This window comes from Bacteroides sp. MSK.18.37 (assembly GCF_019129155.2).
In the GTDB taxonomy this organism is placed as follows: Bacteria; Bacteroidota; Bacteroidia; order Bacteroidales; family Bacteroidaceae; genus Bacteroides; species Bacteroides ovatus.
Genome location: NZ_JAHOIB020000001.1, coordinates 4,933,399 through 4,946,451 on the forward strand (window position 1 = coordinate 4,933,399; position 13,053 = coordinate 4,946,451).

Genomic DNA, 13,053 nt, shown 5'->3' on the forward strand with positions numbered 1-13,053 from the left:
AACTAATGCTCTTTTAATTGTTTGATTAAATCCGCTTCTTCCTGATTCTTGACTACAACGGTCAATCCGGTAGAAACTTCTCCGGAATGCTCGGTGTTCTGTTTGTTCTTCCATCTGTCAGGAGCAAGGTTTGTGAGAAGGAATATTCCGGCTCCTACATTAGGCTCAACACGGACATTTTTTCTAACTTCCTTTTTCAACTTCTTTTTCTTGCCTTCCATGTAGTATTCGGAAGAAACTTGTTCGTATTCATACCCGATGGCAGACCTTGCAAGGGAAGAAACTACATTGCGTTCTAACCCGTTTTTGAAATCTTCTTTCGCCTTTTTTATAGCAGTCCCGAAAGTTTCATTTTCCATCCACCGGTAATAGGTACTCTTTCCGATTCCCATTACATTACAGAAGTCAATAAGCTTTGCACCGCCATAATCTATAAGTCCGTTTTCACATACCCAGTCAACGCACTTTTGAATTGTTTCTTCATTAAATTTTGCCATATCTTCAATAGTTTTTAATAATATATTATAAGCTTTCTAGGTTTTCAAGTACTTCAACTCGTTTTCCAACTGTGTTTATTTCAGTTACAGATACCACCGGATTAGGCATCATCTGGACTCCTTTTGCTACAGCTCTTGCTAACATATCCTCTCCCATGGTCTGATTACTTGATGCGGTGATGTTTATCGGAACACCGCCTCCCATTTGGTTAAATGAGGAAAGTATCGGAGCGAATAACTCCGTAGTTCTTGCTGTCATTACCGATTCTCCGTTACTTAGTTGTGCCGGTATGCTATCACTCGTTCCGGTTCCCGGCCCAGTAACTAGTCCACCGGTTGCAAACTTGGCGGATTTAATAGACTTCATAGCAGTTCCCATCATAGCAGTAACAGCACCAACAACAGTTCCAATGGCTGCAAGCATATCTATCCATGTTGCACTTGAACTGGTAGCCGTTTTAACAGCATTTGCAATAGCTACTCCCTGCGCTATGGCAACTTCTGCAATCGCTAATAGTTTTGCGGCACGTGCCATTTCTTCATTAGTTTCTCCTGCCAACTCCAACAAGGAAGAGATTCCACCAATAAGATTTCCAATAGCTTCTGATTTCTGTGTTTCGATTTCTACTTCTTTATCAGCTAGTTCTTTTTCTGCATCGAGATAGGCATTTTTAAGCTCCAGCTTACGAAGATTGAAAGCTTCTATACTTTCTCCTTCCATTTGTTGGATGGCGTCTAATTCCTCCTTTCTTTGCTTTAATCTGATACGATAAACTTCCGCTTCATCATTGTACACTTTTGCAATCTCGGTTTCATAGCGAAGTTTCATTGCATCCTGTTGCTTTTTCAGTAAGTCCGCATCATGTTGTTTTACAAGATCATCAATTTTCTTATTATATTTTTCACGGATGGCAAATTTCATCTGTTCGGTAAGTTCGGTATTAGAAAGGTCTAAATCCCGTTGCGCAATTAATTGCTGCATCTTCAGTTGATATTCCTGTTCGCTTCCTTTCTTTACAGATTCAAGTTGTATTTCTATAAGCTTCTGGCGGTTGGCAATTTCCTTCTGCAATTCTTCATCGGATAGCTTCTTTAGTGCCTGCTGTTTTTGTGCTTCTAATGAAGTGATTTGCTTATTGATGGCCTCTTTTGCTTTAGGTGTCAAATCCTCCTCCGTTTTAATACGCTTTTTAAGATCCTCTATCTGGCGGGAATACTGTAGTTCGATCTCTTCCGTTTGGCGTTTCCGGCTATCTTTTATCAGTTTTAAGGCTTCATCTTCTGCTTTCCTCAATTCGGCAATTTCTTTCTTTTTTGCTTCAATATTGGCAGCACTGGTGATACCCCCCGTTGCTTTGCTTGTAGGCTCATAATTCGTTATATCATTTATTTGTTTTCTTAGAGATTCAACAACAGATAATTGATTCATTCGCTCTTTCCAAGATTTGCTAATATCCTGATTTATTTCTTTATTAGTACGATCTAACCCTAGTCCTTGTCTAATAATTGAAGCATCTTTTAGTTCTTTATTGTATTTCTCGTTTATATCTATAGTCTTTTGGAAATATTCTTCCTCTTGTGCCAATGATAATTCGAGAATCTTTAGTTGATCTTGTTTTGCTTTCTCTAAAGCTTCATTGTCGGATATTCCCTGTTTAATATATTCTTTCCGAGCTTTTTCTATATCAATATACTTCTTTTTTGCCATGTCTGTCCCAATAGTCTCTCCTAATCGTTTTGCAATGGCTTCTTCTCTATTGGATATAGTTTCTACGGTATCAAACAGCCCTCTAACCTCTTTAATTAGTTCTGAAAGAACGGAGTTCACAAATAGCTTAATCTTAGTTGTCATTTTCTCAAATGATCCTCCGGTAGCATCAAACAGCAAAGCAATCTCTTTTGTTAATTCGGTTTGAGAATTAATTAAATCTTCTTCGACACGTCCTAACTCTCCGGCCTTAGCTTTCACTTCATCCAAATTGGTAGAAATATCTTTCAGTGTCCGGATATACTTCAAACCTGCATCTTCTCCCGGGCCGCCAAATATATCAGCAATGGCAGTACCAACAGCAGCGGAACTTTCCGGAAGCTCATTCAATTTATCAGAAACAAGTTGCATAACCTCAAAAGTAGTAATAGACCCGCTTTGTAACTCCTTTTGTATTTTCTTCGAATTTAGCCCGATCCCCTCTAATGCTGCGGCAGTGGAATCTGTCATTTCTCGGAGCCGTATATTTGCTTCTTTAATCGTATCTATACCCTTATCGGAGAATATCCCCTGCTTGTTGGTCTCTGCGATGATGGCTACAAACTGATCGGCAGATATTCCAGCCTCTTTGAAATATGCCGGGTATTCTTTCAGGCTATCCAGAAATTCGCCATTCGCATCTGCTCCGGCTATAAATCCGTCTTTTATTATTTGCAAAGCCTTCTCGGAAGTGATACCAAATTGTTTTGATACCGTATTAGCGGAAATAAGCACTTCTTTAAAGTCTTTCCCGTAATAGTCTGCCAGAGCTTGCACTTCACTTCGATAAGCCTTCAAATCATCCCCTGATTTATCAGTGAATTGCCTTGTTAACTTTGTAGCTTCAACCAAACCTTTATTGTAATCATACCACCATTTAAAGACAACACCAGCACCCGCTATCCCTGCGATGCCTAAAAATACTTTATTCTTTAAAAGGGAAGTTAGGGTATTTCCGAAGGCGGAAGCTTCCGTTTTTAGATTGGAGAAAAGACCGGAACCGCTTTTGGCATTGTCTGCCATACGTAGCAGGGAATCAGCAAAAGAGTTATTCATTCCCAGAGCGTTTTTTATGGCTTCTTCGTAGCTTCCGACACTTCGGTAGAAACGTTGAGTTTCTCCTTCCGCTTCTTTGAGTGAATCTGTTATACCGTTGATCTTGATTTTAAGTTCCTGCCCTCTGCTTGCTTTTCTTTCTACTTCCGAAAGGCTGTCATACTCTGATGTAAGATTGGATAATTGTGCTCGGAGTTGCTTTAAACTACCTGTTTGCTCCTTTTCAATCTTTATATTATTTCTAACATCTTTAGTAAGCGTCTGAACCACGTCTTTAGCGTGCATCATCTTTTTTTCTGTTTCTACGAGCTTGGCATTATACTCCTCTTGTGATATTTTCTTGTCCTTCAAGGCTTTTTTATACTCTGCCTCTTCCTTCTTCAAATCGTCAATAGCCGCCCGGTATTTTGCAATGTTCCGGATCGCATCATCATATCGGACTTTTATCTCTAATACTTTTTCTACTGTATTTTCATTTTTCATAACTCTTTTCTATTTTTCGGTTAATACTCCGTTACTTGCAAAAAATAAAGCCATAACAAGGGCTGGGAAAGTTTTGCTATCTCCTTTGATATTCAGATTATCCAGGAGTGAAAGCATTTTTTTACGTTTTTCGGAATCCGGTTCATGTTCATTTATCAGATTCTCGATCATTGATAATGTTGATACAGCCTCCATCCGGTTGTTTTGGATTAATTCCGTAACTCGTTTGCCTTCTGCTACTATTTTCTGAATAGTAGTTTTATACTCTTTGGCCATCTTATCAAAAGCCAAAGCTAATTTCATGGCTTCTCTGTTGTTTAATAAATCTTTTTCTGTCATAATCATTTTATATTAAATCATTAAATTACAAATCTCCCAGATGATCCAGAGCTTCGTCCGGTATTTCCATATTTATAGCCTCCTCCATAGAGATAGAATGTCCCAAATACTCTTCTAAAAGCATTTTTCTAGTTTGATTGGCCTGTTCGGTAATACTCCGAATCTTTTCTTCTACATTTTCTTCCATGACATTACAATTTTAAAAGTTTACACTCGCATATATCGTTTTCTTTGGTCGTTATCTCTATGATAGCCAGATAACAACCATATTGAGCCAAATAAACCGGTATATCCATCTCTAAGTCCCGCAATTCGATACTGTTAAGACGGATATACTCGGTCACTACCTTTGCATTATTGATTAGCCCTTTGTACGTCTGATAGTTATTTGCAATTAAGGTAGTCCATTCTAGCCCCTTGAATATTCCCTTCGTGCCATCAAGCAATAATATCCGGGGATTTGTTTTGTTATACTCCAACTCTCCTTCCTCGTTATAAGAATAAAGAGGAATATAAGCAACGCCTCCTTTTGTACTGCAGGCGGAGAAAGGCAAAGTGATGGCATCACGTTCGTACTCAATCGTGGCATCATCAACCTGGATATTTCCGTCATAGTTTCCCATGACATTATCATCTTCTTTATACCGGAACCAGTTGTTTTGAGCAATGTTATCAAGGGTGTACTGTAAGTTTCTTGGCGTTACGCTATTATAAGCCATTATCACACGATTCGTCCAGTCTACAGCTTTAGATTTGTTTGCAGACAGATTATCGAAGGGAATAAACTTGATCCCGTTTTCGCCATCCGGTAAGGCAAACAAACCGACCATTGAGGCAACGGCTTTAATGAAGTCTATTTGCTTGATGTCTGGAAGATTGGGAACTAGGGGAAATTTCTCACCTAGTAAAACATCCTCTTCTCTTTCTGTTATCGTTACTGATAAACTCCCTGATACACTATTTATCGGTTGTTTTCCGTTTCCACTTGATATTATAAAATATCCATCTTTATAAACTGTAGCAGAAGTATCAAAGCTATAAACTAGCCGAATATATGGCGGTTCTATATATGCAGCCGGCTTATATATGTTTATTATTTCCTCCTGCTTGGTCGGTGTGCTATAAACTGTGATTTGAAAAGGCGTATTTAAATAATCAATCCCCTGTGAGTAAGTGTATGAAACTTCTATTGTTCCTTTCAGTTTCAATGTTGAATCAAATTTCGGGTAAATATCCCGGCTCCCATTAGTGCTAACATACTGTTGGGTACTATCTCCTACAGCTTCAAATTTGATTATTGATGAATCATACCCTGTTACTTTTAAAGTCATTGGGTAGGCATCATATATCTCTTGTGAATCATTCCTTGTCAAAAGAGGAATAATCATTTTATTTATAACAGTAAGCTTGTCAGACGGGAAATTAAATGTCACTCCGCTTTGCTCCTGAATCTTGTCTAAAATCCATTTCACAGTCACTACAGGATGATACCACACGTTCGGATCATCGGAGTTAAACCCGTAGTCGATAAGTGGAAATTGCGCTGAATTGCTTCCCTTATTACTCCATACTACCCAATCCACGCCTTCCACTGTCCCGTGCGTAATATCCGTTAGCTTCTTGCCATCGTTTACCACGCCAGCAAAGTTTGTGACGTTTCCCCATGTAAGAGCAACCTCTATTGTTTCGCCAGTTTCTAGTAGTACTACATTGGCATTTTTAATCATCTCAACACCATTTCGCAATAATGTTCCTTTATGCTTTAGGTAAGGATAACGGCTTATTGAGCTGGGAAGATGTGAACACTCAATCAAAGCCAGATTCTTTGCTGTTTTAGGCAACCTGATCGTATAACTCCTATTACTTATAATTTTACTAATATCGGTTAGCAGGTTACTCTTATAGCTCAAAGTAATATCCGTCTTGTTAAGATCGGCTTTTGTGTTATTGATATATAATTCGTCTCTTGTCATAGCATATTTTTTATTTATACCGGGTAGACCATCCGAAGCAGACCTACCCGGTATCGGTTATACAATCTTTGCCAGTGCGGAAATGAGTTTTTCCAGTTCTTCGCCTTCAATGGAAAAGCCGGGCTCCTCTCCGCTATCTTCCCTTACTTGTCTGGCTTCATCACTTTCATCAATGGTGATAACTGCGAGATTGGCCGGTGTTTCGTCCGGGTTTATTCCTCTGTATACCGTGATTTTGTCTACGAAAGATTCCGTTTTAAGATCTATTCCAGATTTTGGCAGTTCTTCACTACCTAATTTTAGCAACTGAATCCCCAGTTTACGGGCTTCTTCCGCATTTAGGTGTACGGTGTTCTCTTCTGTTATGGATTCCCCGTTTACTGTTTTAGTGATAAGGACTTCGTTGTTGTCACATCTTCTCACATAAAGATGTTTTTCACTATCTTTTCTTACTCCGAAAAATGTTTCTTGTTTCATGACCTAAAAAATTAAATTGGTTAATAAAATATTTGTTCTCTAATTCTTTTGCAACGATTAGACAAACACCTATCTGATAATACTTTTCCTCGTTTAATGGGCATTTGTTTAAATGATTCTTTTAAAAATAAACTTACGAGGGTTTTATAAACCCATTATCTAAATAATATCTCGCTTGCTCATATTTGGGGAATGTCAAAGCCCAATAACCAAAGGCGTTGTTACCGGGATAGCTAACACAGTTAAACCGTTTATTTATCTTGCGTTTGAACACTTCATAAACGATTGCTCCTCCTGGAAATATACGCTTGTATAAGTAAACTTCAGTTTGGGGATTATATCCGATTTGGATAAATCGCTCTTTGTTCTTAATAAACTCTTTCTTTAATTCTTTAATTGCTTCCATAACTTTTAAATGTTGCTCTCGCTCATTTTAAGGTGAGCGAAAATGATAATTTACTCTTTTGGGTACTCTTGCTCATCTGACAGATGAAAGTGATTTTCGCTCGCTTTATTTTGGCTGAATATATTTTTTTGCTCGTTTATCTCTTCCATACCAAACTCTACTCTCGGATTCCGTCGGTCTATCCGTTTCTCCGCATGAATCTCAAAACAAAGGCTGTCATTTGTAATAGCCTCCACCATTTGCAAGCAATCAAGGATCGTTTTTAAGGCATTATCCAGATCGAAGCGAATATTCCCATGCCATACACGAATAAATAGCTTGAAACGACCGGAAATGCGCTTTCCTCGATACTTCTTGCATTGTAGGCAGAAGGATTTCTCATACTCCCTGATCCGGTCGTTTTTGATGATCCGTTTCTGACCGTCTTTGCCCGGTACGGCTTGATAGTTATTTGCTTTCGCTATCACTTGCCCGTATATTATTTCTATTTCCATACTCAAACGTTATATGTTATTTGCCGGGAAACTCCTATTTCTTTGGCATAAGCCATTATTTCACCAATATTCATACCTTTCTGTGTATGTCGTTCCCGAAGAAGAACGTCCGCCACGTCCCAGTTATTCGGTAGTCCTTCACATATCCGGCTAACTGTTACATCTATTCCGGCGCTGTGCAATATTTCGGCTTTTTCTTCCCATTTTGCCAACATTCCACTATCAGGATATAAAACTACTCTTTTGCCTGATAACGGCTTGAAAACGGCTGTTTCCGTCCATTTGCATCCGTTACAGCCTCCTGATGCTATCCAAGTGATTTCGGGCATCAAAATAGAGCATATAAGGGCTGATTTCTCACTTTCAACAATTCCTATCCGGGATGAGGTTTTTATTAAATGGCAACCGAAGAATGTTTGCTGAAGATTAGCCTCATAGTTTTTGAGAAGCGTTTTCCCGGCAAACCAAATCTTATCCATCGGTCGAGTATCTGGAATATACTTTTGCGCCTTATCGCTCCACATCTCCGCCCGGTCTTGTTTTTTCATCCGTTTTCCCGTATTGGGATTATAAGCCATAACCTTTAGTTGGCATAATTTGCCTTTTTCGTTAATCTGTGGAAAGGTGGTAGATAATCCGTCATTGTTTCTCCAGTGGCGAGATGTCCCGACATGGTAGAGATCAAACACCCGGTTTGCCTCAACATCTCCGAACTCTTTAGACATAAACTGGAATAGATTGTTTCTGTCTCGGTGTGTATCTGTTGCCAACAACGAAGAAGGTAGATAAGATATGGGAATTGCTTTAGGTGGTTCCGGCTGTTTCCATGTGGTAAACTCATTTCGTTTATCGGCCGGGTGTGCCTTGAAATATTCCGAAGGTGTCAGATGATAGCCGCAACGTTCCCGGTTGCAACGTCCGCACGATTCATCAATAGGAACATTCCTTTCATCAACATAATAAGTAAATTCTCCTTTATGTCCGCATTGCGGGCAGGTGTGGCGGGTACTCGTTCCTGCGTATTTTTGTAGGTGATATGTATGTTCACTCATAAATCAAAATCTTTAAATTTTATAGCACCGTATTAATAACCGTATTTTTACCGTATTTTTGCCGTACACCGTATTAACCGTATTCACCCCCTTCTATAGAAGGGGTGATGAGTACGGTAGAAAAGTACGGTACGGTAACGGTTATTAAAATGGTAGTGTATCATTAGCTTTTTCAATCTTTGGCAGGTAATAACAGCCTACCTGATTTTTGATAATATATCCATTCTCTACCGCTTTCGTAACATTCTTTTCTGCCGCTCTTTCTTTCACTCCAAGATGTAGCATTAGTTTCTGTCTTAAATCCGAATAGGTTATAGTTGCCGGATATTGAGGCATGATACTTGATAAAGTCTGTTGTAGTTTATCCGTTTTTGCTTCAATGGGCATGTATTCAGCTTCAACGGGAAGCCCTTCCAAAACTATAAATGCAAAGTCCATCGGTCGCATATCTCTAGTTTTAGCCCATTTGCACAACGTTACATCTCCTTTAGCCTCCGCAAAAATCGCTGTTTCGCACTTCCGCAAAGCCTCCGATCCAAGATGTCCCCGGGCTTTTTCACTTCCTACATTGGCGTGAATGACTGTCAGAACGTGGCAATCATATTCCTTTGTAAAAGCCATCAAATCATTAATTACAGACGTTGATTGCTCCGAACTGTTAGGGTCGGCTATTAGATCACTAACTCCATCAAGAACGACAAAATCAGGATGATATAGATTCATGCACGCATAAAAGATTTTATGTCTTATTGGCGGCTGATACTCTCTCAACATGTGAATAATGATATTATCTGAATTGATGTTAGTTGGAAGCCCTGCAATGCGGTGTAGTCTCCGCCCGATCTTCGCCACGTGCCCCGGTGCTTGCTCCGTATCAATCCAAAGTAACTTTCCAGATCCGTTCGGGTTGTCTAATCCCATACACCCGTTTTCATTCAGGAACGCCCCGGCAATACCGGAACATAGAAAACTCTTTCTTGCACCGGGTAAACCAATAACGAAAGAAAAATTTCCCCGGGTACATACAGGTAGGTTTCCTTTTGATACGAGCATTTGCGGATCGGGTATATTTTGTGATAAGTCCAGGCGGCTACATTGAATAGCATCCATTATATCGGATGGAATCTCAATCACAGGCTTTTCAAATTCGCTAACAATCTGTTTTATTGCTTCACTCATTGCCATTAACCTCCCAATCAATAGACATTTGCCGTTTATCTGGCTCTAACCAGTATAGTTTTCTTCTATCGTCCAGACGAACGTCTTTAATGTCCCAACCTTCATCATTACGGAGGGTGGAGATTACACGTCTAGCATCATTCGAATTTGTTTCAGCGTTGATTTCTTTTGCTGTTACTTTCCGACCAGATAAGAAAATAGATCGTACCTGTTGAATTATTCGAGATGATTTGCTATCTTTGTTTCCGGATCTATGTTGGAGATTGGCGGTCGTGGAGGCTGCCTTTTTCTTTTCTTTCATAGTCACGCCCTCCGATATTTGAATACGACCTGCTTTTTTACTGCCTCATCAATAGCATCCGCTTCATACAGGATTCTACTACCTACACGCTTGGAGATAAGAAGTCCGTCTTTTGTTATTCTCGCCAATGTTGGTAAGGTGACATGAAGGATTTCAGCGGCTTCTTTTCGAGTGTAGAACTTTGGTTCTTTCTTAGCAGTTACAGACAATATTCTTTCTGAAACTCTATCTACAATCACATCTACAAATGGATCAAAGAAACTCATAATTATAGCTTGCTGGGTTGCATTTAATTCTTTCATAACTTATACTTTTTAATTGTTATGAAGGCAGGGTGTGCACGTCCTAATCTTCAACTGCGAAGATACATTGGGGAGAAATTGGGATTTATTGGGGAATATAAAAAAAAACGCATTGATAAAATGTTGATTATCAATGCGCTTCTGAAATATTTATTGGGGAGTTTATTGGGGCGTTTTTTATTTATTGGGGGAAACTCCTAAATCGGCTATAAAACTGCTAAAATTTATATCGATTTGGCTATATCCTTCGCAGCTTGTATCGGTTCTCAATGTAGCTTTCATAAAATCTACATTATTGAAGACTTCTTTTTTAATAAATTCGATCCATTTTTTGCGACTTCCTTTATCTTTTATGCTGTTGGCTATATTCTTAAATACAACTTTTGTCCTATTAAACTCATCTTTTTTAATAGATAGAGTTCTTGAATTGTCACAATTAAGTAATCTGATAAAATCATCTATAGGGATACTATTCCATTGATTATTGTTGCATTTGTTATAGATTTTTCTTATTAATGTTTTGTCGATTTTAGGAATGTTGTTATCATCAATGATGTTTTCTATTGCTTCTATTGAATATTCATCACTATGTTCTTTAATATATCTCCCGATCATTGTAGAAAAGAAGAAAACATCAAAATCATTCTCAATTTGATTACTGCAGGAAAGATAATAACTATAGTACAACCGGGTTGCTTGTTTTAAAATCCAGGTATGTAACTCAAATGCGTTTTCTTTTTCGGGCTCATTGTTATTTTCATATATTTTTTCTGTCCATTCTATTAAACCTTGTAATACTATAATTAAATGATATTCAAGCCTCATTCCAATATATAATGTTATTAGTTCAATGAGTTGGTTTTGAATTTTAATAGGATGTTGATTATTCTCTTTTATAAATATACAGACTTTATTTAATGTCTCTATTATGTTCTTAAAATCTTCTGTTCCTAAAAAAACGTCTAGCTTATGCTCTTTTAGCTTTCTGTAATATGTGTAAAGTCCATATTCGCATTTATAGTTATTCGACATAAACAGATCATCAAAACTTTCATCTTCTTTTTTTAGATTTTCAAAAAATAATGTCTTTTTAATTTTTTCATTAGATAATGCTAAGATCAGATCGTACATAATTGCGTTTCCTTCATTAATTAGCTCTTCTGAATTATCCATTACTAATTTGGTGCCTTGAGCCAATATCTCATCGCATCTCTTGAGGTTTGATATATCTTCTGCATTATAATTAGCTCCTATCTTGATTATTGCTTCGTCAATTGATATATTATCTTCTAATAAGTATTTATAAACTTCTGCAAAATCATCCTTATAATATTTCTTCCACTCACATTCTAGCTGATTGTATTGTTCTTTCCAATTTTCCATGATTGATTATTTTGCTATTCGTAATTTCGTGAAATAATTCTCTTTAGCTGCTAGCATGCTCTTTTCCGATTCATCCAGTTTAAGGTACGTCTTTAGTTGCTGCTCGCTGTTGTGTCCAGTGATAGCCATAATAGAACTTAATGAAGCCCCGGCTTTATACATATTGGTTGCTAAGCTTCTTCGGCAGGTATGAGTTTTAAGAAGGTCGCAGAAACGTTTCTTTGCTGTATACTCCATTGCTCCCCGTTGTTCGTCCAACTCTACTATTTCCGTCCATCCTAAAGCCTCTCCAATCTCTTTGATATGGTCGTTTATCTTTTGGTCGTAGACTTTGGGAAGTGTACCGTTATATTTGTCAAGGATAGCTGCAACCCGATAATCAAGAGGAATATAAACGATATTTCCGGTCTTTTCCTGTTTAAGTTTGATGTACTTATTGCCATCGGTAAGGGTAACTATCATTTTTGAATTGATGCGCTTATAATCACTTACTCGTTGCCCGGTCAGACAGCCGACTACAAACACATCTTTTATCTTTTCCCATGCCGGACGATTGGATAAATCGTACTCATAAAGTTCCTGTATTCGTTCTTCAGTCAAGTAGACATTATCAACATCTTTATAGATCACATCAAAACCAAACCGGACGTTTGCCGCATCCATTAGTTTAAGCTGTTCGGCTGCATAACAGATTGTTTTGCATATCTTCACCATCCGGGCAATAGTATTAGGGGAATATTCCTTATCTGTGAGGAATGATCGAAAGTCATTATAAAACTCTATTGTCAGATCCTCAAAATCAATAACCTTTAGCCTTGTTTCCTGATACGCTTTAAACTGGGATTGAAAGCCTTTGTAGCTTTTGATTGTTCCAGGAGATATATTTGTAGTTCCTCCCTTCTTTTTCCGTTTTCCTGTTTCGCATTCGTGAATGAATTGTGCTATGAAGTCGTTGAAGTTGGTAGCCTGTTCTTCTTCTAGGGCTTTAGCTTCGGCTTCTGCTCGTTCTTTTTCGGCTGCTATCTGTTCAGCATATACTATTTCATGTATACGCTCTTTAGCCATGTTGGAAGTTATGGCTACACCATTTTTTATTAGTGCGTCAATCGTTGATGAAATAGCGTCTAGTTTAAGGTAAAGTTCTTTTCCTTTGCCTGTCCTGAAAGCTGTTAGAGCTTTGGCTCCTGTTAAAGATTTGTTCCACTCTTTTATATCAACCTCTAATCCGGTAGATACTCGAATGTTAATCTTTGGAACCCTGTTTTGTATGCGAGCGTATAAGGTTGCATATCCTTCGCTTTTGTCAGTTCTCAAAATGAATGTTGCACCCATATTTTTACTTTTATAAGTTGGTACTACAAAGA

At 38.2% G+C, this 13,053-nt stretch carries 14 protein-coding genes; all 14 read right to left on the minus strand.

Annotation, left to right across the window (positions count from 1 at the left end; translation table 11 throughout):
• Window positions 1-2 precede the first annotated feature (2 nt).
• The gene (locus tag KSX81_RS18850; protein ID WP_117610436.1) at window positions 3-497 is read right to left on the minus strand and encodes a hypothetical protein; all 495 of its coding nucleotides are present in this window, start codon (window positions 495-497) and stop codon (window positions 3-5) included.
• A gap of 25 nt (window positions 498-522) precedes the next feature.
• Window positions 523-3,783 carry a phage tail tape measure protein gene (locus tag KSX81_RS18855; RefSeq protein ID WP_117610437.1) on the minus strand — a complete coding sequence of 1,087 codons (3,261 nt, stop codon included), beginning with the start codon at window positions 3,781-3,783 and terminating at the stop codon, window positions 523-525.
• A 9-nt stretch (window positions 3,784-3,792) separates the two neighbouring features.
• Window positions 3,793-4,122 carry a hypothetical protein gene (locus tag KSX81_RS18860; RefSeq protein WP_117610438.1) on the minus strand — a complete coding sequence of 110 codons (330 nt, stop codon included), beginning with the start codon at window positions 4,120-4,122 and terminating at the stop codon, window positions 3,793-3,795.
• Window positions 4,123-4,147: 25 nt separating this feature from the next.
• Complete coding sequence (locus tag KSX81_RS18865) at window positions 4,148-4,309, minus strand: hypothetical protein (RefSeq protein WP_007754900.1); 162 nt, start codon at window positions 4,307-4,309, stop codon at window positions 4,148-4,150.
• Between the two features lie 4 nt (window positions 4,310-4,313).
• On the minus strand, window positions 4,314-6,095 hold the full coding sequence (locus KSX81_RS18870; protein WP_151923700.1) for a hypothetical protein: 1,782 nt from the start codon (window positions 6,093-6,095) through the stop codon (window positions 4,314-4,316).
• Between the two features lie 57 nt (window positions 6,096-6,152).
• Window positions 6,153-6,572, minus strand: coding sequence for a hypothetical protein (locus KSX81_RS18875; RefSeq protein WP_117610440.1), 420 nt, complete (start codon window positions 6,570-6,572; stop codon window positions 6,153-6,155).
• Between the two features lie 133 nt (window positions 6,573-6,705).
• Window positions 6,706-6,978, minus strand: a complete 273-nt coding sequence (locus tag KSX81_RS18880; RefSeq protein ID WP_117610441.1) for a hypothetical protein — start codon at window positions 6,976-6,978, stop codon at window positions 6,706-6,708.
• A gap of 50 nt (window positions 6,979-7,028) precedes the next feature.
• Window positions 7,029-7,472 carry a RusA family crossover junction endodeoxyribonuclease gene (locus KSX81_RS18885; protein ID WP_117610442.1) on the minus strand — a complete coding sequence of 148 codons (444 nt, stop codon included), beginning with the start codon at window positions 7,470-7,472 and terminating at the stop codon, window positions 7,029-7,031.
• A gap of 2 nt (window positions 7,473-7,474) precedes the next feature.
• Complete coding sequence (locus KSX81_RS18890; protein WP_120144341.1) at window positions 7,475-8,524, minus strand: DUF6371 domain-containing protein; 1,050 nt, start codon at window positions 8,522-8,524, stop codon at window positions 7,475-7,477.
• Between the two features lie 144 nt (window positions 8,525-8,668).
• Window positions 8,669-9,703, minus strand: coding sequence for an AAA family ATPase (locus tag KSX81_RS18895; RefSeq protein WP_217726131.1), 1,035 nt, complete (start codon window positions 9,701-9,703; stop codon window positions 8,669-8,671).
• On the minus strand, window positions 9,696-10,004 hold the full coding sequence (locus tag KSX81_RS18900; protein ID WP_117610444.1) for an AbrB family transcriptional regulator: 309 nt from the start codon (window positions 10,002-10,004) through the stop codon (window positions 9,696-9,698). The genes KSX81_RS18895 and KSX81_RS18900 overlap by 8 nt, the downstream gene beginning before the upstream one ends.
• A 2-nt stretch (window positions 10,005-10,006) precedes the next feature.
• Window positions 10,007-10,306, minus strand: coding sequence for a helix-turn-helix domain-containing protein (locus tag KSX81_RS18905; RefSeq protein ID WP_117610445.1), 300 nt, complete (start codon window positions 10,304-10,306; stop codon window positions 10,007-10,009).
• 177 nt (window positions 10,307-10,483) lie between these two features.
• Window positions 10,484-11,689, minus strand: a complete 1,206-nt coding sequence (locus KSX81_RS18910) for a hypothetical protein (RefSeq protein WP_117610446.1) — start codon at window positions 11,687-11,689, stop codon at window positions 10,484-10,486.
• 6 nt (window positions 11,690-11,695) lie between these two features.
• Window positions 11,696-13,021 carry a tyrosine-type recombinase/integrase gene (locus tag KSX81_RS18915; protein WP_117515376.1) on the minus strand — a complete coding sequence of 442 codons (1,326 nt, stop codon included), beginning with the start codon at window positions 13,019-13,021 and terminating at the stop codon, window positions 11,696-11,698.
• Window positions 13,022-13,053 lie beyond the last annotated feature (32 nt).